Annotated in this window: 21 protein-coding genes and 1 other annotated feature; of the genes, 5 read left to right on the top strand and 16 right to left on the bottom strand. The window is 39.0% G+C overall.

Annotated elements, in window-relative coordinates; all coding sequences use genetic code 11:
* Window positions 1-61: 61 nt before the first annotated feature.
* The 5 genes from ACP8HG_RS01145 to ACP8HG_RS01125 all read right to left on the bottom strand — a co-directional run bounded on the left by ACP8HG_RS01145 (window position 62) and on the right by ACP8HG_RS01125 (window position 4,317).
* Window positions 62-766, bottom strand: coding sequence for a gamma-glutamyl-gamma-aminobutyrate hydrolase family protein (locus ACP8HG_RS01145; protein ID WP_340741694.1), 705 nt, complete (start codon window positions 764-766; stop codon window positions 62-64).
* A gap of 30 nt (window positions 767-796) precedes the next feature.
* Entirely contained in the window at window positions 797-2,455 is a 1,659-nt protein-coding gene (locus tag ACP8HG_RS01140; protein ID WP_438298065.1) for an FAD-binding dehydrogenase, read from the bottom strand.
* Window positions 2,456-2,476: 21 nt separating this feature from the next.
* Window positions 2,477-2,794: a thioredoxin family protein gene (locus ACP8HG_RS01135; protein ID WP_338653143.1), complete on the bottom strand. Its 318-nt coding sequence runs from the start codon at window positions 2,792-2,794 to the stop codon at window positions 2,477-2,479.
* Between the two features lie 110 nt (window positions 2,795-2,904).
* Window positions 2,905-3,699, bottom strand: coding sequence for a GNAT family N-acetyltransferase (locus ACP8HG_RS01130; protein WP_438298064.1), 795 nt, complete (start codon window positions 3,697-3,699; stop codon window positions 2,905-2,907).
* Window positions 3,700-3,807: 108 nt separating this feature from the next.
* The gene (locus ACP8HG_RS01125) at window positions 3,808-4,317 is read right to left on the bottom strand and encodes a DUF3231 family protein (protein ID WP_067213871.1); all 510 of its coding nucleotides are present in this window, start codon (window positions 4,315-4,317) and stop codon (window positions 3,808-3,810) included.
* A gap of 217 nt (window positions 4,318-4,534) precedes the next feature.
* On the opposite strand from ACP8HG_RS01125, the gene ACP8HG_RS01120 reads away from it, so the two are divergent.
* Both ACP8HG_RS01120 and ACP8HG_RS01115 read left to right on the top strand, forming a co-directional pair.
* A complete protein-coding gene (locus ACP8HG_RS01120; RefSeq protein WP_438298063.1) occupies window positions 4,535-5,521 on the top strand; it encodes a M23 family metallopeptidase in 987 nt (328 codons plus the stop codon).
* 397 nt (window positions 5,522-5,918) lie between these two features.
* Window positions 5,919-6,476 carry a membrane lipoprotein lipid attachment site-containing protein gene (locus ACP8HG_RS01115; protein WP_187047042.1) on the top strand — a complete coding sequence of 186 codons (558 nt, stop codon included), beginning with the start codon at window positions 5,919-5,921 and terminating at the stop codon, window positions 6,474-6,476.
* 70 nt (window positions 6,477-6,546) lie between these two features.
* Here the strand turns inward: ACP8HG_RS01115 and ACP8HG_RS01110 are convergent, their stop codons facing one another.
* The 5 genes from ACP8HG_RS01110 to ACP8HG_RS01090 all read right to left on the bottom strand — a co-directional run bounded on the left by ACP8HG_RS01110 (window position 6,547) and on the right by ACP8HG_RS01090 (window position 11,796).
* Window positions 6,547-7,329, bottom strand: a complete 783-nt coding sequence (locus ACP8HG_RS01110) for a class I SAM-dependent methyltransferase (RefSeq protein WP_354313643.1) — start codon at window positions 7,327-7,329, stop codon at window positions 6,547-6,549.
* 623 nt (window positions 7,330-7,952) lie between these two features.
* Window positions 7,953-8,471 (bottom strand): hypothetical protein, encoded by a 519-nt coding sequence (locus ACP8HG_RS01105; protein WP_338653147.1) that lies wholly within the window; start codon window positions 8,469-8,471, stop codon window positions 7,953-7,955.
* Window positions 8,472-9,051: 580 nt separating this feature from the next.
* The gene (locus tag ACP8HG_RS01100) at window positions 9,052-10,317 is read right to left on the bottom strand and encodes a neutral/alkaline non-lysosomal ceramidase N-terminal domain-containing protein (protein ID WP_438298062.1); all 1,266 of its coding nucleotides are present in this window, start codon (window positions 10,315-10,317) and stop codon (window positions 9,052-9,054) included.
* A 133-nt stretch (window positions 10,318-10,450) separates the two neighbouring features.
* Window positions 10,451-11,176 carry a class I SAM-dependent methyltransferase gene (locus tag ACP8HG_RS01095; protein WP_231885780.1) on the bottom strand — a complete coding sequence of 242 codons (726 nt, stop codon included), beginning with the start codon at window positions 11,174-11,176 and terminating at the stop codon, window positions 10,451-10,453.
* Window positions 11,177-11,337: 161 nt separating this feature from the next.
* A complete protein-coding gene (locus ACP8HG_RS01090) occupies window positions 11,338-11,796 on the bottom strand; it encodes a VOC family protein (protein ID WP_438298061.1) in 459 nt (152 codons plus the stop codon).
* 110 nt (window positions 11,797-11,906) lie between these two features.
* Between ACP8HG_RS01090 and ACP8HG_RS01085 the strand changes: the two genes are divergently transcribed.
* Window positions 11,907-12,092, top strand: coding sequence for a hypothetical protein (locus ACP8HG_RS01085; RefSeq protein WP_438298060.1), 186 nt, complete (start codon window positions 11,907-11,909; stop codon window positions 12,090-12,092).
* Window positions 12,093-12,270: 178 nt separating this feature from the next.
* Here the strand turns inward: ACP8HG_RS01085 and ACP8HG_RS01080 are convergent, their stop codons facing one another.
* Both ACP8HG_RS01080 and ACP8HG_RS01075 read right to left on the bottom strand, forming a co-directional pair.
* Window positions 12,271-14,307, bottom strand: a complete 2,037-nt coding sequence (locus ACP8HG_RS01080) for a prolyl oligopeptidase family serine peptidase (RefSeq protein ID WP_340741687.1) — start codon at window positions 14,305-14,307, stop codon at window positions 12,271-12,273.
* A gap of 124 nt (window positions 14,308-14,431) precedes the next feature.
* Window positions 14,432-15,448 carry an LLM class flavin-dependent oxidoreductase gene (locus tag ACP8HG_RS01075; RefSeq protein ID WP_067206944.1) on the bottom strand — a complete coding sequence of 339 codons (1,017 nt, stop codon included), beginning with the start codon at window positions 15,446-15,448 and terminating at the stop codon, window positions 14,432-14,434.
* Window positions 15,449-15,602: 154 nt separating this feature from the next.
* Window positions 15,603-15,831, top strand: a binding site (T-box leader).
* A 59-nt stretch (window positions 15,832-15,890) separates the two neighbouring features.
* On the opposite strand from ACP8HG_RS01075, the gene ACP8HG_RS01070 reads away from it, so the two are divergent.
* Window positions 15,891-17,051, top strand: coding sequence for a pyridoxal-phosphate-dependent aminotransferase family protein (locus ACP8HG_RS01070; RefSeq protein WP_438298059.1), 1,161 nt, complete (start codon window positions 15,891-15,893; stop codon window positions 17,049-17,051).
* Window positions 17,052-18,638: a phosphoglycerate dehydrogenase gene (serA, locus tag ACP8HG_RS01065; RefSeq protein WP_187047035.1), complete on the top strand. Its 1,587-nt coding sequence runs from the start codon at window positions 17,052-17,054 to the stop codon at window positions 18,636-18,638.
* Between the two features lie 325 nt (window positions 18,639-18,963).
* Here the strand turns inward: serA and ACP8HG_RS01060 are convergent, their stop codons facing one another.
* The 4 genes from ACP8HG_RS01060 to ACP8HG_RS01045 form a co-directional block, all read right to left on the bottom strand.
* Window positions 18,964-19,401, bottom strand: a complete 438-nt coding sequence (locus ACP8HG_RS01060; protein WP_438298058.1) for a hypothetical protein — start codon at window positions 19,399-19,401, stop codon at window positions 18,964-18,966.
* Window positions 19,402-19,531: 130 nt separating this feature from the next.
* Entirely contained in the window at window positions 19,532-19,960 is a 429-nt protein-coding gene (locus tag ACP8HG_RS01055; RefSeq protein ID WP_338653161.1) for a hypothetical protein, read from the bottom strand.
* A gap of 397 nt (window positions 19,961-20,357) precedes the next feature.
* A complete protein-coding gene (locus tag ACP8HG_RS01050; protein WP_438298057.1) occupies window positions 20,358-20,816 on the bottom strand; it encodes a DUF4306 domain-containing protein in 459 nt (152 codons plus the stop codon).
* Window positions 20,817-21,959: 1,143 nt separating this feature from the next.
* Complete coding sequence (locus ACP8HG_RS01045) at window positions 21,960-22,766, bottom strand: HAD family hydrolase (RefSeq protein WP_340741683.1); 807 nt, start codon at window positions 22,764-22,766, stop codon at window positions 21,960-21,962.
* Window positions 22,767-22,820 lie beyond the last annotated feature (54 nt).

Below are 22,820 nucleotides of genomic sequence, written 5' to 3'. Positions count from 1 at the left end.
TTCTATTCAATCATTTTTTCGTTTAAAGATTGATTACTATCACTAGCCATTATTTAATTCCCTAGTTAGCACACTCACTAATGAATCTTTCAAATATTCGCAAGGAAACAGCATCCCCTGCTGCCGATAATGCTTCGGGATGCCATTGAACGCCTAATACGAATTGTTCATCCGTGCTTTCAATTGCCTCTACAATTCCATCGCTTGCTACACCAGTAACTTTGAAATCCGACGGTACTTCCTTCAACGATTGATGATGATACGAATTCACCTGAATGCGTTCACTCCCCGCAATCGATTCAAGCAAACTTCCTTTATCCAGTTGAACATAATGAGAACAGTGCGTGTTGGGTGCCTTTTGTATATGTTGAAGAATTGGACTGTCGTTTTGTTTATAAAGATCTTGATACAATGTTCCACCAACTGCGACATTCAATACTTGAAGCCCTCTACAAATGCCAAGAATCGGTTTCCCTGTTTTGAGCATTCTGCGCGCAAGTTCAAGTTCGCTTGAATCCCTGCTTGGTGAGACTACTCCGAGATACTCATGCGGTTCTTCATTAAACAACATCGGATTGATATCATTTCCTCCAGATAATAAAAGGCCATCAAACATTTCGATCAGTTGCTCAACGTCTTGCTCCAACCCAACCGGAACAATCATCGGCAATCCACCCGCTCGGATAACTGCCTGTACATATGTGTTTTTTAATATATTTTCCCCATCTTGCTGAACATCTGTCGTTATACCAATAACTGGTTTCATCCACATATCCCCCTTATAACTAGTATATTCTTACGCTCGCGTATAGTTTGCACATGCCCTTCCCGCTTGCCTTCCGGAAAAAATACAGCCTCCAAGGAACGTCCCTTCCAATGAACGATAGCCATGAACACCACCACCGCCAAATCCTGCTACTTCGCCAGCGGCATATAAACCCGGTATTGGATTCCCAGTCAGGTCAAGAACTCGGCCATCTAAATCGGTTTGCAATCCACCAAGTGTCTTTCGACTGACGATATGTAAACGCACCGCAATCAACGGTCCTTTTTTAGGATTAAGGAGTTTATGTGGAGCCGCTACTCTGACAAGCTTATCTCCGATATAGTGACGTGCACCACGCAATGCTGTAATTTGCAGATCCTTGGTGAATTTATTATCCATCTCACGATCCCTAGCAATGACTTGCCGTTCAATGTCGTCTAACTTCAATAAGTTTTCTCCAGTCATATTATTCATCCCCGAGACAAGTTCCGGGAGTGTATCGGCTACGATAAAATCTTCGCCTTTATCCATGAATGCTTTTACCGGCGCAGTTGGGCCAGGCAGGATTCTCTGTAGCACTTTCCCGATACTCTTTCCCGTCAAATCCGGATTTTGCTCAGATCCGGATAACGCAAATTCTTTCTCGATGATTGATTGGGTCAATATGAACCAGGAGTAATCGTAGCCGGTTGCCCGGAGTGCTTCAAGTGTTCCTAATGTATCAAATCCTGGGAAATTCGGAGCTGATAATCGCTTCCCCTTAGCATCTAGCCAAAGGGAGGATGGGCCAGGAAGAATACGAATCCCATGATTTGCCCATACCGGGTTCCAGTTTTTAATGCCTTCCGTATAATGCCACATCCGATCCCTGTTAACAATTCGGCCCCCAGCTTGCTCCGTAATCGCCAGCATACGCCCATCCACATGTTCAGGAACCCCTGAAATCATATCTTTCGGTGCTTCTCCAAGACGGAGTGGCCAGTTTTTTCGGATCAATTCAAGATTCGCTCCCATACCCCCACTTGTCACTAACACCGCTTCCGCATATAATTCAAAGCCACTAATCACTTCACGGGAACTCGCTACACCACGGGCGACGGCACTAGGTACAAGTAAAGCACCACGTACTCCAGTCACAGCACCATTTTTCGTAATCAATTCATCGACACGGTGGCGAGGCAGATACTCAACTAATCCTTTATCCATCGCAATCCGCATTTTATCCTCAAACGGTTTAACGATACCAGGTCCTGTTCCCCATACAATATGAAAGCGCGGGACCGAATTACCAGGTCCTTCCGCTAGATGCCCACCGCGTTCCGCCCATCCGACAACCGGAAAAAAACGAATGCCTTGCGCATGCAACCACTCTCTTTTCTCAGTTGCAGCGAAGTTAACATACGCTTCGGCCCACTTCTTTCCCCAATAATCTTCATCTTCCTGACGGTCAAAACCAGCAGTTCCCAACCAGTCCTGCCAAGCAAGTTCCTGCGAATCCTTAATGCCCATTCTTCGTTGCTCAGGTGAATCAACGAGAAATAAGCCGCCAAATGACCACCAAGCTTGTCCGCCAAGAGAGGCTTCCGGTTCCTGATCGAGCAGTAGAACTTTCTTCCCGGCATTTGTAAGCTCTGCCGTCGCAACTAATCCCGCCAAACCAGCACCAACAACAATGACGTCATATTTCATCGAGTAGCCTCCCCCCTTAAATCAAGCCGAAAGACTGTTAATAAATTCTTCGATTTCCGTTTGCGATTTACGGTCTTTACTAACAAAGCGACCCGCTTCAACACCACTATGGAATGCGATAAAACTCGGGATTCCAAAAATATCTAAGTCTCCACATAAATCTATAAACTCATCACGGTCAACAAGAATGAAACTATATTCCGGGTAATCTGCTTCGATCCCAGGTAACAAAGGTTCTATTACTCGGCAGTCCGGGCACCAATCTGCCGAAAACATGAACATTGTTCTCTCCTCATTTTTCAGCTTGTCGAATTGTTCCATTGATTGTAGTTTTTCCATTTGAAATCACTCCTATTTTTTAGTTAGCTTACACGATCTAATTATAGCATCAACAAAGACACAATTTAATATTTTCAGTGAATTATAGTTAGATTCCACCTACCATTCTGTTATTTGAAACTCCACATGCACCATTTCCCAATATCAACAAAACCAATTCGTTTATAGATGGAGCCCGCAGCGGGATTATCATAGAAAAGACAAAGCATCTTGCCTTCATTGAGCAATTCTGTGCAAAGAATAGACATGCAATATGAAGCTAATCCTTTTTTCTCATATCCCGATAAAGTACCAACGCCAACAATCATGGCCGACTGACTATTTTCTGCAGTGCTCGATGCGGAACTTATTATCCGCCCATCTTCTTCGATGAAGTACGTACGGGCAGATTTATTACTAAGTGACTCACGTTTACGTTCAACACTGAATGTACTCGTAGCAAATTCGGGAATTCCATACATTTGATCTATGATTCGTTCCGCGTCATCAGGTGTCGCTTTTTTCACTTCAATCTCTGGGGGTACTTCTTGCAAACCCTTAGCATGCTCACATTTAGCGTAATAGAGTACACGTGGATTTGACGGTTTACTAGTCAAATACGGTTCCAATTTAACAACAATCTGCTCAATCCCTGAAATGAACTCATACTTTTCATCATGATTGATAATTTCTGCAAACCCTTTTGCATCGTATTCTTCTGGTGCATATACGATGAAATTACCATCATAGTTTAGTAGAATCCCTCGCAATTCACCATCCTCAACAAAATCACCCCATAATTTCTGAATCGGATTAGTAAACCCATACGCTTCAATATCTCCTATTATAAATAGATTTTCTGCTGGCTTCTGTGAAACGAAATCCAACGTAACTTTCCTGTCTTCTTCCACAAGCTGTCGAATCATCTGAATCATCCCTCTTCAAGTTTTATGGATTAGCTTACCATATAAGACTTTCAAGGTGCAATACGAAAAGGACCTTGTCAACTTAATGACAAGGTCCTTTTCGTTTCGTTAACGGCTAGGAGAATCCGTATGAAGCGGTGGCGGTATAATCCACCCTTTTTCTTTGTTCATTCTCAATAACTTCAAACCAAATAACATTTTATCTGCATGGAATTTTCCGAACATCATTGCAAGGTCTTCTCGCAAGCATTGTCCCAACACTTGGCTGCAAGACACAAGAGCTTGTCCGACGTTAATCGATATGGCACCGCTGATTTCTGGATCCATAAATCTTGCTCCGACCGGTATATCTTCCGCTTTCGCTTTAGGACGCTCTGGCAATGACGGCGGCAATGCAATGCCATTCTCTTTTAAAATATTTTCAAGTTGTTTGTTCTCCGATTTCATCGTTTTTACTGCTTCTTCCAACAGCTCGATGAGATCCCCGTCACCTGCATGATTAATAAATGCTTGATACGCACTGATTAAACCATTATTCGCTCCAACAAACGCCCATGAGCCTAGTACTTCACCGTAATGTAACGGTTCATCTTTTGGATTACCATTTAAAATACCCAATTCATCTCTCCTTTTCTCTCCACTTGTGTAATGGATTTCAATCGTATTATGTGTTAGAAAAACATTTATATACATATTTTTCACCTGCGAGTCACATACAAACCACAGGTGAATAATTAGTTTTAATTCAATTTTGAATTGTTTTCCTGAAAAATGTACTTATGAATAAATCCAATTGGGGAATTCTAATATACATGTATTAAAAGGAGGTTTTTTCGTGCGTCACTGGTTTGTCTTACCAATGTATGTACTCGCATTGTCTTTGCTATTCTTAACGGTTGTTTCAGCAAAAGAAGAGCCTACTCAAGAAATGATTCTAGATGAACGAATGCGTCTTTATTTGCGCTTCGAAAACGTAACTGTCCCGTGGTATTATTTAGCGGCAGTTGATCAATTTGAACGCAACATCCAACAAGTTCGAACTGACATTCCGAAGAATGAAGGGCCGGTCGCCATTCAGTTTTCAGATGATTATTGGACAGGTCCACTTAACCCCGATAAAAAAGATACTTCTCCTGAATCGATTGCTTATTCAGATGGGAATGGACTGGATGGCAATGAAGACGGGCTAGCCAATATAAATGATGCAGAAGACGTCCTTTATACAATGGCAACTTATTTAAGCGAATACGGGCAAGCAGAAGAAGATTTCAAATCGGCTTTATTGGACTATTACAAGCGCGAAGACACGGTTAAACAAATTATAGCTATTGCAAAACTGTATAAACACTTTGAAACATTGGACTTAGATGAACACGCCTTTCCTGTCCCAACCAATTACAATTACAGTTACCGTGGAACCTGGGGAGCAAGCAGAGGATGGGGTGGCAGAAGGATTCACGAGGGAACCGATTTGTTCGCTGGATATGGTACCCCTGTTCGAGCCACGTCCTATGGAGTTATCGAAATAATGGGATGGAATGACTTTGGAGGTTGGCGGGTCGGCATTCGCGACACCCATAATACGTACCACTATTTTGCCCATTTAGCTTATTTCAATAAAGATCTAAAAGAAGGAGACATAGTTGAACCAAAGACCATCATTGGTTCAGTGGGTAGCTCAGGTTATGGAAAAGCAGGAACATCAGGACGTTTTCCTCCTCATCTCCACTACGGGATGTATAAATATAACGGACGTACAGAATGGGCTTTCGATCCTTATCCTTCGCTTAGAATTTGGGAACGGCAGGATAAACAGAAGTGAGGTCAGTGAAAACATCAGTTATAATACTAACGTATTCGGTTGACGGAGAGAAAACATCAAATAACAACCTATATTGGGGACACAATTCACTATGAATTGATGTCTTCCTTTTTGTTGTTATATCAATGCTTAAGTCGATTTGACAAACTAATTAACAGATCAATACGTACACGAATTGAAGTCACCGCATAAATTTATGCGGTGTTGTTGAAACAAATGCCGATAATGTTGCTAATTGTTCACTTAATATGAAGCGAACTTATTAAATAAATGAAATTTATGTTTAAATATATTTTGAATTTTTAAATTATTCATTTAAACAAACTAGCAGGATTCTTGAATGAAGTGAAACCAAAAAGTGGGACAATTCGTCTCATTAAAAAAAGGGGGATAATTGTTGAAAAAAATATTATTGTTTATTTTAGCCACCTTCATTTTGAGCGCTTGCAATCAATTGACTAAAAATTCAAATGAAGCTAGTGTTTCGCGTTCAAAAGAAACCGCTTCTACTGTTCAAACTTTGCCAGAAGATATGCCAAATGACTTTGGGTTCTCTGTTCAGTTTGGTGTGGGAAAAAATAATGAAATCAACACATTTCAAAATACAGTTACCAAAGATTTAATAACGGATGGGACTGCAAAGGCAACTGTAAATTTAACAGATAAGGAAATGGATAAGATTTATAAGAAAATGAAAGAAGTTAATATAGTTGAAAAGAAAACTTTTATACCCGAACCTATAAACGGAACCATTTGCACACAAGAACCACACGAAGAGGATGAATGGAAAATTACCATCAACGGCGAAATCATAACTCATTCTTTTTCAGAGACATACTGTGATCCTACCAACGATGCTAAACAATTAATTGAGTTACGAAATTACGTATTTAGTATAATTAGAAGTAAGGAAGAATATATAGGACTTCCCGAATCCAAAGGGGGATATGAATAGTTAATAAAAAATGGATACTTTTTTACTAACGTTTAATAATTCAACTAAAGTACTGTTAGTGAAAAAAATATTATTCAATCTTTAGCTTTATAGCTCTTGTAGTAATAAAAGTTTTAATATGCTTGTCTAAAATCCTTGTTCCACCGAAGTCATCCTCATAAAAACCTGTAATAACAAACCCTGCTTCAATTTGCCCTTGAATTTGATCTTCCAAAGTATGTGCGTATTCTATTGTTTGACTTGATTTTATATAAGCTTGAACTTCATCCTCTTGCAAATAATCCAATGACGATGAAGGTATGGAATATTTCACATCAAGAATACCTTTTCTTTCTTGATTATCATCAAAAATCCATAATAAAGGATTTGTAAATCCTGCAATTAAAATACCTCTATTTTTTAAAACTCTTGAAACTTCCTTCCATACAGGGTTAACATCTTTTACGAATAAGTTAGAAACAGGATTAACAACAATATCAAAATATTCATCTTTAAAGTCACTAAGGTCTGACATATCGCCTTGTACCGTTTTTATAGTTAATCCATCACGTTTAGCTACATATTCATCTTGTTGCAATTGCTTTTTAGATATATCAGTAACTGTTACATCTGCTCCAGCCGCAGCTAAAATAGGTCCTTGTTGCCCTCCACCAGATGCTAAACAAAGTATTTTTAATCCTACTAAAGATTTCGGAAACCAATCTCGTGGAACTGATCTTTCAGTAGTGACAGTAATTTCCCATTCACCAGATTTACTTTTTTCAATGATTTCGCTACTCACAGATTGTGTGTATCTAGACCCCTCTTCAACTTTCTTATCCCAAGCGTTACTGTTTTGTTGTGTTGTGTCCATTGTAATTCCTCCTATTTTGGCTAGGTTGTGGATGGGGCACCTTCTTAAAGTGAATCCGCTACGTTACTTTATTAACAGTAAAAACAATCTCCTGGCAGCCTTGTTTTGCTAAAGTTAGCAATAGGTAAGCATTTGATTCTATTCTCCAGATTTCCCCCTGCTCCGCACGGAACGTGCCAGTTTCCATGCATTCCACAGTTGACACCTACTACTGTGGACAAAAAACACAGATGATTTCTTAGGATAATCATTACATCATATTTGGAATAAATACTTTCATAAACAGGGAGTAGCCTAGAGCACCTACGAATAAGGCAATAAGAATTATTACAATCGGTGTAATTTTTTTCATAGTCCCCCTCCTCGTTTGAATTTTAATAGATAATATTCTGTATTGATACTCTATTGTCATGATCGACTATATTGTGCTCATTCTAGTAATCTGCTCCATTTAGTTCAATAAGGCGTAATAAATATAAGCTGTTTTATATTTACTGATTATTTTCCACACATAAAGGATTTTCTTAAGCTACTTTACTTGAAATAACGCCCCGTTACTTTAAGTACAACTAACTCGTATTGTAAAGATCGTATCCAACACCTTCATCATCGAGTTTTACTTCTTATTTGTTTATTTGAATCCAAAATCCAGCTATATTAATAGCCTTTATATTTTCATTGTTCAATACGATTTGACCCTGTGAAAAAACAAAATACCAATCAAAAGTTAAACCTTGAATTGCATATTTAGTCGCTTGCATTTGAAGCTTGTTATCATTTACAACTTCAACAACTTCTACACATTCCACTACTGAACAATGAATCGCATGTTCCTCAATTAAGTACGTCTCAAATTCGGCTGGGCTTGTGGGAACACGATATATTACAAAAATAAAAATGACTATAAATATAAAAATGACTTTATCTTTTATTGGTGATTTTGTATGCAAAATTAGTCCTATTGCACAAATCAGTGTGATCCATAACACTGATTTAATATCAAAAATAGAAAAAAAGAAAAAGGAATTGATAATTATGAAAGATAAATAACGTTTCAGAACATCATTTTTTGATTTGATGAACAGTATATATATCGAAGCTATTAATATGAAGATAAAAAATGCGAGATTAACAATAACCATTTCTCCCCCTCCTTGTACAGTGCCTGTCTCCTTACTTTAAAGACACGGCTGCCGAATTTCCAAAAATCGCTCCTTTTGCTTGAAGAGATCAGACATCACTGCACAACCATCTAAAATCCAACATAGCAATACTAAAATCACTTTTTCATCAAACATGCCCACTCCTCTAATGTGTAACGATGTATAAGAAAACAGGTTCTTGACATTTGTTATAAAAAGCGCAAAACAAAGAGGATGCAAATGTGTACAGAATGGATATTATGGCTGCCAAAGATGGTCGATCAACAATCGTGTCATATGGCCCAACCATTAGTCTAACTCCAACGTTCACGGTGCATTACAGACTGTCGCACTTGATACGGTAGCACTTATGCGAGATTAATCCTACACTAGTTATTGCACTAGCCTTGCCTTTATTCTAGGAAGAATGGAGTTAATTCCTGATTTACCTACCATATCAATATAATCATTTTGAAGGCTCAGTCTTTTTTGTTATGCAACTTTATAGATTCTAAGCAATATTTAATTTTCATAGGAGTTCAAGTGGAAAAGTTACATTTACTAATAAGCTCAGCATAAATTATTTAGTATTATATAATTCCAACACCTTTTTCACCACCTGTTCAGCAGTATTTTCAACTGGGGGCATCCACAAGTCAGTAATCGGTCCATAAATCACTGGATTCACTTCCACCTCATAACCACCGTATGGGTACGCTTCTTTTGTAGGTAAATAGCCAAGATAACCATTGGTATAACCCCCAAAAAAGGCAAGTTTATTCTTTAGTCTTTTTTTAATGTCAATAGCTGTTTCAGAAAAGGGCTCCATTGGTATTCCTGAAAATGAACCCTCATTAATTTGAAGTAATTGAATTTCTAAATCAATAGAAAGTTGCTTAATATTTTGTTTATGCATATCCAAAAGAACCATTAACCATTTATCAGTATTTACACCCCATTGATCTGCAGCTAAAAATGCCATCCTTTTTATAACATCAGGTTCAGGAATATCTTTTAGTTTCATGGACATTTTAGTTGAAACAGTTCTAAGCTTAGAAATAGATTTATAATTAATACTTGGAATCATCGTAAGGACGCTACCACTTAAGGCATAAGCCATTTTTTCTAAGGCTTCCTTTGAACCACGATAATTAGCATTAACATTTCCAGCCGCCCCTTGAATAATTATTACAGGACAGTGAAGTGTATTTTGAAGAATATCCCTTGTTAGCCCAGGATAGTCTGCTGATAAAATATCACTATCTCCCTTTAATACATTTGGATGGGCAGTACAAAATACAATTAGACCTTGAAATTTTCCTGTTGCAGGGTGTTTTATTGCTAATACTCCTATTCTGTTATCAACAGCCCCATTCACATTTATACCCATCTTCACTTTTCCATCTAATGAAATCTCTCTTCGGTTTACTCCTATTTCACCCATTGTTACATTCCATCCAACCTCAGATGGTTGCTTATTCTCATTTGCATGAACAGTAGCTTTTACGACATTTGTAATTAAGCTAGTCTTATAAGATTGAACCATTTGATTATTACTTGCTGTTGCAGGACCAGAATGTGTATGAGTATAAACAACCGTTATATTTTCAAATGGGATTTTCAATTCCTTTACTATTTGTTCACGAATAATTATAGTATCTTTTATTAACATGCCTATGTTATCAATACTAATAATTACGGACTTTGTTTCTTTGCTTTCAAAAATAAAGGCTGTTGCATAAATACGTTCATCAATATTACTTATCCCAGTTGGTCTATGGTATCCAATAAAATCAATACCCAATGGTGGCGTGATATCAACCCTATAAACTCCAACTTTACTCATTTAAATCTCCCCATTAATTCTGTGGTTTTTTATTTTAGGACGTTCCGTTCTTCTTCAACAAACCTGGCCGGTAAGTCAAAAACGTTCCTATTTATCATAGAAACGTCGCGACATTAATAATAATTTTCCATCATTACTTTTTGAAAGCTTTTATTATAAATGTTGCAGGCACTAATTGGGCTTTTTGGGTTGAGTACCATCTCGAAGGATTATCTGAAACTTTGTTATCAGATAACTCAACATCATCTAATACTTTTTCAATAGTGAAACCGGATTCGATTAGTGTATTTATATATGTACTTAATTTCCGATGGTGAATAATGACACTATTATGCCACGCTTCATTGTATTCCGGACCTTCGATATTATAAGATTTATTAAAAGTAAACGATGACTCTTCGTAGGTCAAGCGGTCGTGGATAGGGTGTTCCCAACTAAAGATGAAAATACCACCTGGCTTTAGATAGTTATGGATATTTGACAATGTACGTCGTAAATCAACCGTCCACCCTAATGCATAAATTGAGTATGCAATATCAAAGTAATTGCTTGGTAGTCCTGGGTTTTCCTCCATTGGAGACTCTACTAAAGAAACTTTGACTTGTTGGTTACTCAACAATTTAGTAGCTGTTTCTATTTGCTTTGTTGAAAGATCCACCCCCCATAGTTCCTTTGCTCCTTGGTTACCCATATATTGTAATGAATGCCCACTACCACATCCAATATCCAAGACCTTTTGATTTGAAATATCACCAAATAGTCCAAGTCGTTCTTCATTCAAAGAAAATGGTCCATATTCCGGAAGAGCTGCTCTTCCGAAAAAACGTTCTGCTGATTTCTCCCAGCTTTCCTTATTCAATTTCAAAATCTCCTTATTTGCTTCGATGATTACCACTCCCCTTGATTGTTCACAAATTTAATTTAGTACCAATTTACTTCTGACTATCTAAATTCTACGAAATATTATTATTTCTTTTTCAATCAAATGCCCCTTAAGTTTAACAAGGAAAATAGTTACAATTAGTTATTTTTCCTATTCCAATCTTCTAACGACATCATTTCAAAGTCTTCCTCAAAATCCAACCTTAAAGGGGTAATTAATTCAAGAGAATTACCATCAGGATCTTGAAAATATATTGCTGCATGCGCATTGGGATTATTCGGTAAAACTAGTGGTTGCTTTTCTGGTCGGAATCTAAAGTCAGTCTTTACTGGAATTCCTTTTTGTTCGAGCCATTCTTTGGCAACCTCTATATCCTCTATATCAACTTGAAAAGCAATGTGTCTCAATGAAGGATGATATGGTGTTTCAACTTTATCTGTTTCCCACAGCCCTAACCAACTACGTCCTTTCTCAATCCAAAAAAATACTAGTTTCTCTTTTTGATATGCAATTTCAAAATTAAGTTTTTTATAAAACTCTATAGATGTTTCAAGATTCCTAACAGGTAAATGTGCTTCATATAAACCTTTAATCATCGACATAACCCCCTTTTGGTTAGAATACTTTTTTCGAATCAATCACCTCAAATTACTGTCTGAAAATCATTCAATTTCAGACCTGAGGTAAAAAGCATTCACTTTATGATTTGGAGACGAAAGATCAAACCAACACCTATGTTGAAGTATTGAATACGGTGTACAAACTGAGCGAAGGCGCCTTACAAGGGGTAGCCGAAGCCCTAAGACTAACGGCGAAGCTGTCTGGCTTAGGGCGGGAAGCATCCCCGAGCGCCGAAGGGAATTCAATGGGATTCTTTATTCCAACTTATTAACTTATCTCATTGAAAAATTCTTGCTAAAACTGTTGCGCTTTTTAATCGCAAAATCATAGGAATGGCTATATACAAAAAAAGGGGGACCTATCCGCTATTGCGAATAGGTCTGTAATTCCCCTAGTTATTTCGTTCCCATCACAAGAAATAGTTACGATTGTTTCGGTTCTTGTCTAACTTAAATTTCAATCTCCAATGTCTTAAACAAGAACGAATACATATCCGTCTGTTCTTCGATGATTTTAACAGTTGGTTTACCAAGTCCGTGGCCGGCATTCTTTTCCACCCGCAGAAGGATTGGATTGTTTCCTAGTTGTGCCGCTTGCAATGTCGCTGCAAATTTCGTCGCATGCCACGGCACCACACGATCATCCGTATCAGCTGTTGTCACAAGTGTCGGTGGATACTCGACGCCTTCTTTGACATTATGAAGCGGAGAATACTTGTACATGAACTCGAAATGTTCCGGATTTGTTTCAGCATTTCCGTAATCGGTCACCCAATAGCGTCCCACAGTAAATTTATGATAGCGCAGCATATCAGTGACAGGAACGAGACAAAGTGCCGCCCCATATAGATCAGGCCGCTGAGTGATGCATGTTGCGACAAGCAATCCACCATTACTTCCGCCCATAATGGCAAGCTTCTTGCTGTTCGTATAGTTTTGTTCAATCAGCCACTCTGCTGCTGCAATGAAGTCATCAAAGACATTTTGCTTTTGCCCCAACGTCCCCGCTTTGTACCATTCCTCACCAAACTCTCCACCGCCACGTAAATTCGCAACCGCATACACGCCGCCCGCCTCAATCCACATACGCTGTGATGGGGAAAAAGCCGGAGTCAAGTTAACATTAAAACCGCCATAACCATATAACAAAACAGGATTATCGCCCGTCAATTTCAACCCTTTTCGATGCGTCAGGAACATCGGAATACGCGTGCCATCTTTGGATGGATAAAACACTTGAGTAGTCTCGAAGCCTGTTGCTACAAATAACTCTGACGTATTAAATACAGTATTCAATTCATCTTTTTCAAAATCATAGCGTGCAATCGTTGTCGGCACCAAATATGATGTATAGCCTATGAACATCGTTGACGCTGTTTTCTTGCCGGTCACGCCTGATAAGGAAATGTAATTAGGAAGAGACACTTCTTTTTGGAACTGTCCGTCCAAATCATAAATACGTAGTTTGTAATGGGCATTATGCAAATAGCATACGACAAACTGCCCGTTAATGATTTTTGCGAATGTAATGACGTCTTCTTGTTCTGAAATGATGTCAATCCAATGCTCTTTCCCTGGTTTGTCCAAATGAACAGCAATAATTTTTTCTTTCGGTGCATCGTGACTAGTCGTGAAGTAAAAGAGCTTCCCTTCATTTCCTATAAACGAATATTCGCCGTCATCGTCTGCCAATAAATGAACAAATCCTTCATCAGCTTGTTCATCACGATAATAGATACGACTTTTATTTTCTGTTCCTTTCCATACTGATAAAATCAAATAACGATAATCATCAGAGAGTATTGGATTAAAAGATAACTCTTTATCCTCAGTGTCTTCATATGCCAGAATATCCTCTTCTTGGACTGTACCAACCGTGTGCCAGTAAACGCGGTTATAGTTACTCTCATCTTCTGAATCGACCGTCCCAGGTTCAGGGAATCGATTATAATAAAACCCGCTTCCCTCTTCATTCCATGCAATACTGCTAAACTTGCACCATTTGATGACGTCAGCTTCGTCTATTCCCGTCTGTAAATTGCGGATTCGGATTTCCTGCCAGTCACTTCCGTTCAATGAAACACCGTAAGCTAAGCGATTCCCATCTTTCGTAAACGCAAGATTCGTTATCGCTGCCGTCCCTTCTTCATTCAACGTATTCGGATCTATAATGACCTCAAGTTCATCTGATGATATATCCTTTGTCCGATAAAAGATGGCTTGGTTTTGTAATCCATTATTTTTATGAATATAATAATAGTCCCCTTCTTTTTGCGGAACGGAGTATTTCGGATAATTCCATGATTTCGTTAATTTCTCTTTCACTTTATCCCGTTTCGGATACGTTGCTAAATAGTCTTGGGTTGCTTCATTTTGTTCATCAATCCAATTCTTCACCTCTAAAGTTTCCGGCTTTTCGAGCCAGCGAAAAGGATCTGCAACATCAGTACCATGGTAGTTTTCAACAATCGTTTCTGTCTTTGTCATATTGCCCGCCTCATTACCCCCTATAAATGTCATCATCTATATTTTACCATATCACCACCTCAATTAAATAACTATTCTAAATAAAAAGCCGCTAACCTAATTAAAGGTTGCGACTTTTATTTATTCAATCCATCATGTCTGCAATTATGCTATACGAACGCATGCGCTCTTCATGACTGTATACTTGCGTATTGATAATTAATTCGTTCGCTCTTGTTTCTTGAATGAAACTTTCAAGCTTGCGTTTAACCGTTTCGGGACTGCCCACAATCGTTGTACGAGGATCGAGCGTTTGCTTAATAGATGCTTGTTGCTGTGGTGACCAATACTCATTGATATTGTCAACTGGTGGTTTTAATTGTGATGGCATTCCCGTAGTGATACCAAGGAATTGAAGTTGCTGTGAAGTCGCCAACCATTGCGCTTTTTCGTCCGTCTCCGCTGCGATGACATTGATACCAAGCATGGCATACGGTTCTTTCAAAAACTTAGATGGCTTAAAGTTTTGATGGTACAACTGTAATGCTTGCAACGTATACGCAGGTGCAAAATGACTCGCGAAAGAAAAAGGTAAGCCTTTCTGTGCTGCAAGTTGTGCACTAAAGCCGCTCGAGCCGAGAAGCCAGATGGGTATATCAAGTCCTTCACCTGGAAAGGCGCGAACTCGAGCGGATCTGTCCGGTTCAAAATAAGCTTGAAGTTCGGCTAATTGTTCCGGGAAATCGTCACCAGTACTTTGTAATGTGCGACGCAGTGCATAAGCAGTTGCTTGGTCAGAACCTGGCGCACGCCCAAGTCCCAAATCGATTCTTCCCGGATAGATAGATTCGAGTGTACCAAACTGTTCGGCAATAACAAGTGGTGCATGGTTAGGTAACATAATACCGCCCGAACCTACGCGAATTCGTTTTGTTACGCCTGCAATATGACCTATAAGTACCGATGTTGCGGAACTTCCAATGCCAGGCATATTGTGATGTTCTGCAAACCAGTACCGATTGAAACCTAATTTTTCAGCATGCTGTGCCAATTCCGCACTATTTTTGAAGGACTGTGTTGCATTGCTACCTTCATTTATTGGAGAAAGGTCCAAAACGGAAAGTGGAATCGAATTGAACTTTTTAATTTTATCAGCAACCAAATCTTTTCACTCCTTATTTTGTTCTTATAAGAAAGAATACCGTTCCTGACTAGATTCCTCTACCAATTGGACTCAGAAAAAAGTGATTTCGGATAAAATGATGCTTGACATTCAATTTTCATTTGTTATGATTAGTTCTAATTCCATAACTAATCTAACTATTTTGATGGAGACACACTTTATCTACTGAAATCTCAAGAGAGCTGATGGATGGTGCAAATCAGTGATTTCGCAGTAAAGTAGCACTCTGGAATAGATAAACTGAAACGTCTAGTAGGTTTATCCGTCACATGCGCGTTAAGCATGCTAACCAAGACTGTCTATTTTTTTCAGACAGTAAAAAGGGTGGTACCGCGTGAGTATTTCAGCTTTTCGCCCCTTACATTTATTTGTAAGGGGAGGAGGGCTTTTTTTTATTCCCAAAATCGAGAGGAGAATGAAGATGTTACAAGATCAAATGCTACTTAGGATTCCAGGACCAAGTCCCATCCCGCCAAGTGTACAACGAGCGATGAGTCAACCAATGATTGGCCACCGAGGACAAGAGACATCGAATATGCTTAAAAATATCGCACCAGGTCTGCAACGGATTTTCGGTACGACACAAGACGTTGTTATTTTAACAGGTAGCGGAACAGCTGGTTTGGAAGCTGCTGTTGTAAATATTGTGAAGCCTGGCGATGAAGTATTAGTCATTGTAACAGGCGCATTCGGCGAGCGTTTCTCAAAAATTTGTGAAGCTTACAATATCACGGTTAAAAGCTTAAATGTCGAATGGGGCGAAGCGCTGAATCCCCTAGAAATTAAACGCTATCTACAAGATCATCCTGAAATCAAAGCTGTATTTTCTACATATTGCGAGACTTCTACTGGCGTATTAAATCCTATCAAGGAACTCGCACAGGCAGTACGTGAAGTGTCAGATGCATTAATCGTCGTCGATGGTGTTTCATGTGTTGGCGGTGTTGAGACGAAAATGGATGATTGGGGAATCGATGTCCTGGTGACAGGTTCTCAAAAAGCATTCATGCTACCAGCAGGACTGGCTTTCATCGCGGCAAGTGAACGTGCCTGGACTATCATCGAGAATAACCCACAACCACGCTACTATATGGATTTAGTAAGATATCTCGACAATCTGTTAAAAGATACTACCCCTTTCACACCTGCACTATCCTTGTTATTCGGCTTGGAACAAGTTCTTCAGCTTGTCGATCAAGAAGGAGTCGAACAAGTAAATGCACGACATATTTTGATGATGAACATGACGCGCGCCGCTTTCCGGGCATTAGGTATTCCTTTATTAACAAGTGATAAAGATGCCTCTCCTACGGTCACAGCGGTTAAACCGGAAGATTTCGACGCAGAAGCGTTTAGAAAAGTGATTAAACATGAGTTCGGCTTAATAGTAGCAGGCGGCCAACAGCATTTAAGCGGCAAAATATTCCGCATTGGCCATATGGGATACTGTTCTCCCGCAGATGTCCTTCAAACAATCAGTGCGATGGAAATCGGCTTACTCAAAGTCGGCAAAGAAATTGAATTAGGAAAAGGCACTGCCGCTGCACAGCAAGTCTACTTAAACGAAGGAGTGTTGGTCTAAATGACTTTTAATATACTTATTAGCGATCCGTTAAGTGAAGATGGTATTTTTCCATTAAGGCAGGCTGAAGGCTTGAACATTGTCGTTGATACAACTTGCACACCCGCTGAATTAGCGTCTAAAATTCATAACTATGATGCCTTGCTTGTTCGTAGTCAAACACAAGTGACACGCGAAATTATTGAAAAAGCAACGAGGTTAAAAATCATTGGGCGTGCTGGTGTCGGCGTCGACAATATCGATTTAGACGCAGCGACTGAACATGGTATTATCGTTGTCAATGCTCCGGACGGCAACACGAACTCCGCTGCTGAACATACAATTGCAATGCTGATGTCCCTTGCTCGCAAAATTCCACAAGCCTTCAACTCATTAAAAAATCAGCAATGGGACCGCAAGTCATTCATTGGTGTTGAATTAAAAAATAAGACACTCGGTGTAGTAGGTCTTGGTCGTATCGGCGCGGAAGTTGCGGCAAGAGCAAAAGGTCAGCGAATGAATGTCATTGCCTATGATCCTTTCTTAACGGAAGAGAAAGCGAAGAAGATGGGTATTACTGCGGGAACTGTTGAAGAAGTACTAAGAGCAGCAGACTTTATTACTGTTCATACTCCACTTTTGAAAGAAACGCGACATATGATCAATAAAGAAGCCTTTAATTTGATGAAAGACGGCGTTCAAATCATTAACTGCGCACGCGGCGGTATTATCGATGAAGATGCGTTGTATGATGCAATCGTATCGAAGAAAGTTGCAGGAGCTGCACTCGACGTCTTTGAAACGGAACCATTTGTTGGCCATAAACTGCTGACACTTCCTGAAGTCATCGCGACTCCACACTTAGGTGCAAGTACGATTGAAGCGCAAGAAAGCGTTGCGATTGATGTTAGCCGTGATGTAGTCACTTTCTTAAACGGCGGTGCGGTGCAAAATCCAGTCAATCTTCCTTCAGTCTCAAAAGAAGCGCTGGCTAAAGTTGAACCATTCTTTGACTTAGTTGAAAAGTTGGGCGTATTCTTATCTGATTTAGCAGAGGGTGTTATCGAGGAAGTAAATATTTATTACTCAGGGCAGCTTGCTGAATCTGATGTCCGTCCTTTGACACGCAACACGCTAAAAGGCCTGTTGAAGCGCAATCTTGGAAACCATGTCAATGATGTCAACGCCAAGTTTTTGGCAGACCGTATCGGCATCAAGGTTAATGAACATAAAACTTCTACATCTAAAGGTTTTTCAAATTTAGTTACGGTTGAAGTATCGACAACGAATGGAGTAAGACGTGTTGCCGGAACTTTACTAAATGGTTTAGGTGCACGTATTGTCAAAGTCGATGATAATCTTGTCGATGTAAAACCTGATGGCCATTTACTATTCATTAAACATAAAGACCAACCGGGTGCAATTGGCCGGGTCGGAACATTACTAGCAATCGAAAACATCAACATCGCAACGATGCAAGTTGGTCGATCCACTGTTGGCGGTAATGCAATCATGATGCTATCTGTCGATAATCATGTTGAGAAGGCTAACGTAGAACGTTTGAAAGAGCTTGAAGATATCTTTGATGTTATTGCGATTGATTTGTAAGTACGATTCTAATTTATTTTAATATAGTCAGCACTTAATAATTAGATTGTTCTTCCAACACCGCTTAGTCGCTTGGTGATGGCCTCACGCAATAAGCCCGCCATAAGATCACTGTCGGTCTTATTGCTTCGGCTCACACTTGTCGCTCCTTCGCTAGTTTTTTTTATAATGGTGAGATATTCCACCTAGTTAATACTAAATAAATAGTGCCGAATATATAGTCACTAAACAAATGGATAGAGTTATCAGACAAAATCTGATGACTCTATCCATTTTTCTTTTTTAGAAATAGTGAGTGAACAAATAAAGTTTCAAACCCTCAAAATTACAAAGCCCTTTTTTCTTCTACACCAGTACCTAGTTCCCTGCAAATGAAATTAATAAATAATAAATAAAATGGATAACTAATTAGTTGCGAAATAATAATAAGCCCAGAAACTGGAGCAGATTTATCTCCTGGATAAGTTACAGGGAATAAAAATAAAAATATTATGACTAATAGAATTAAATAGGGAAACCAAAGAATGACCGACCAGTAACTTGCTTTTCTACCTTCCAACCAGTTGCTAATCAAAAAGTAAAATAAAAACAGTGTTGAAATAAATCCAGCAAAATGAATAACACCAATCACAATGTCTACTGCATTCACTTGCCATCCTGTCAGCCGCCAAATTCGATAGTAATTGACTTGAAGTTCAATGGAAATAAACAACGCAAAGGCATATAACGCGCTGACCATATTTAACTTCAAAAAGAACTTCACTAACTAAAAACCTCCATCATTTTAAGATGTATGTGAATGGATTACCACGTATTTTAATAGGTTATTGATGATATGAATTATCCCTAAAGACTAACCTGTCTGGTTAATAACAATGCCGTTCCACAGTATATTATTTGTATTTACTATAAGACGTTCTTTCTGGCATCAGGGATTCGATAAAATTGATATCTTTTTCATTTACCACGCCCGCAAAGAATTCCGTTCCGTTATGTTCAGAACTAAAAATTAATATTTCATTTCTTCTTAGAAAGATTGAAAACCATTTGATTTCAATCTTTCTGTTTAAGTTAGTAAATAAATAGTCAACCATCTCCGCTGTTTTATTTCCTGTGAAAATAGTCATTTCGTTTTCAACGGATATTTCAAAAGATTCCTTGGCCCTAGATTTAACTTCTTCTATCAAAGCCTTTTCAATACTCCAGCAATGGATTTCAATATTGTCCGACTGATCCAAAAAGTATTTCATCAAAGGAACCCAGTAATCATTTTTTTCGTTTCCTCCCACTACAGGTACTTCAAAATATAATTTATAATTCATTTTAATTATCCCCTTTAACTCGTTTTCCATAGAATGGTTCCCAAACAATTTCACAATCGAACTAGATGAATAAGAATCATCATTTATTGAGTTCGTTCCATTTTGTACGACGATTTTTCCACTATATTCATCGCAGGAATCAGTATCACTTTTAGAAATATAAAGTTGTTTTTTTATTCTATATATTGGACAAATGAATACCTATTTGAACTGAGCAAAGGCGCCTTACAAGGGGTAGCCAACCAAACAACGAAGAGTTCGGTTTGTATAATTTCTGCGTTCTTTGCAGAAATTATACAGTTAATGCCAAGAGGCTATTCCATATAGGTTAAAGGATACCTCATCTGGCTTAGGGCTTCGACATCCCCGAGCGCCGGAGCGAATTCAATGGAGTTCTTTATTTCAACCTATAGAGTCTAACCACTGCAGTAACTAGAATTAAAATACCGATAAACAAAAGACTAGCGAAAATGATTTTCAAACCGCTAGTTGGAGAATTAGACAGGAAACCGCCTAATACCAGGAATAAAACACTAATAGAAGCAAGGTAATACGTGAAAACCTTATGGTTACGTTTTAATAAGATATACCCCAGGAGGATTATGAGATATGTCCCACTTAACAACATTAGCAAAGGAAATACAGGTGCAAATTTAGCTGCATACATAAAATAATCAATTGACAGAATATCGCTTGCGTTTTCCACTTGTCCATTCACTATTCCAGAAAAAAGCGCGGTATGTTTCCATTCCCAAGAATGCTCTAGTAGTGCGCTACCTTCATACCATGCTACCCCAGTAGAAAATAGTAAAAGAATTGATACCAAAACAAATTGGATGATGACCCTAAAAGACATTTTCTCCACCTCAAATTATCGATAAACTCTGATTTCCATTTACTCACAACTTAAATATCTCTACTATATATGTTGAACAAATGAATAAGACGTATGCGCTTTACAAGGGCTTTTGGAAGGCTACTGAAAAAACCTAATAATTGGAATGAAATAGAAATCCTACGAATACCGCTTCGATGCTTTGTGGATGACTCCCGCGATAAGCCAGGGCACTGAAAAAGTACAATTTCCTTCAATACCGTTGATTTCCGTTCCGAGCGGACGCTTTCCGCGGGCACGGCTTCAGCCAATCGAACAGCAAAGGGTTCGATTGGCCTTAATTTCTGCGTTCTTTGCAGAAATTAAGGCATTCTTGCCCCGTGCTCCCAACGCTAGCGCTTTTGCTCGCAAAAGCCACTCTTCACTACAATCACCTAGTTCGTACTATAAAAAAGAACTTTTCCAGTGGCTTAGCGCTCCGGCTACCACGAAGACGCGCCTTCGCTAGATGGTCTATGTGAGAAAGCGCATTTCATTATTAGTGGTGAAATCTGCAACCTGGATTGCCTCTTTCTTGACTATAATTATATATGTTGAATCCGGTATATATACTGAGCGAAGGCGCCTTAACAGGGGTCGCCGAAGCCATAAGACTGGCGGCGAAGCTGCTTGGCTTATGGCGGGAGGCATCCCCTAGCGCCGGAGCGGTTCAATGGGATTCATTTATGTAGTATCAACTAGTAATCACATTATAATCTCAGCATATACATCTCAAAATCACATTTTTCTCGATATTGAACACCCTAGCGCAGGCGCGGCAAAGGGGTCGCCGAAGCCGTAAGACTGGATGCGAAGCGATAATCCAGGCTTATGGCGGAAGGCATCCCCAAAGCGCCAAGCGTTCTATAATCCACACCCCGAATTATAACTCTCTCATTATCGAGAACCACAGCAGATTCAATGGGATTCTTTAATTCAACATATATAATACGTTCTTCACGATACGAAGATTCCGTTAATTTTAGATGATCAATCCAAAACTATTTTCATTTCCATAATTTAAATCCCGCACAAAAAAGCGCTGACCAACTGGAGCGCTTTTTCGTTTTGTAATGTAAGCAGTTTGTCCACTCCATCCTCAATCCTTCAGGATAGATTTGATACTCATTGGACAGCCTGTTTCTTATTCAACTCTTCAAGGATAGGATATAACTTTTCTAAATGATTAATTTCATAAGTCGGTACAACTTCTTCACTGGGCAGTTTATTCTCCCGATTAATCCAGACAGAACGCATTCCGACACGTGATGCTCCTAAAATATCCGTCATTAGATTATCGCCTACCATTATTGCTTCCTCTGCAGTTACGCCGCTTTCAGTAAGCACATGTTGAAAAATAGATACGTCTGGCTTCCCTATTCCGAATGCGCCTGAGATGATGATTTGGTCAAAATAAGGAACGAGTTCGGATGTGACTTCAAGTTTCGTGTGTTGTAAACTTGGTGAACCATTTGTTAATAGTACAAGCTTGTATGTATCTTTCAGACGGTCCAGCACTTCGAATGTTTCTTCATATAAATAGGGATGCTTTTTTCGTTCCTGTGGGAATAATTCTGCTAACGTGCTGCCAAGGTCTTCATCATTAATGCCGATTCGCTGAAGTCCATTTGTCCACGCTTCCTTACGATAGCCTGGAACAATTGCTTTCATTTTTTGAAAATAGTCCCCTTCATCATTGAATGTCCCCCAGAGGCCTTCGAATGGGTTAATGCCAATCATCTGAGTAAATTCATAGGTATCATACGATTCGTAAAGCTTTCTCGCTTCCAATCTGACAGCTTCTTCAAGTTTAGCAGGATTAAGATCATGTACTTGGGCTGCATGTTCACATGTTTTTTCGAATGCGGTTTCTACACTTTTTTTATCCCATAATAATGTATCATCCAAATCAAAAATAATCGCTTTTATCATAAGAAATCATCCCCTATCTGCTTTATAAACTAGTATACATGATTTCAGACTAGT

This window comes from Sporosarcina sp. FA15, from assembly GCF_051550195.1.
GTDB classification, from domain to species: domain Bacteria; phylum Bacillota; class Bacilli; order Bacillales_A; family Planococcaceae; genus Sporosarcina; species Sporosarcina psychrophila.
The sequence above is the reverse complement of the archived record's forward strand: the minus strand, read 5'-3'. Positions and strand labels throughout refer to the sequence as shown.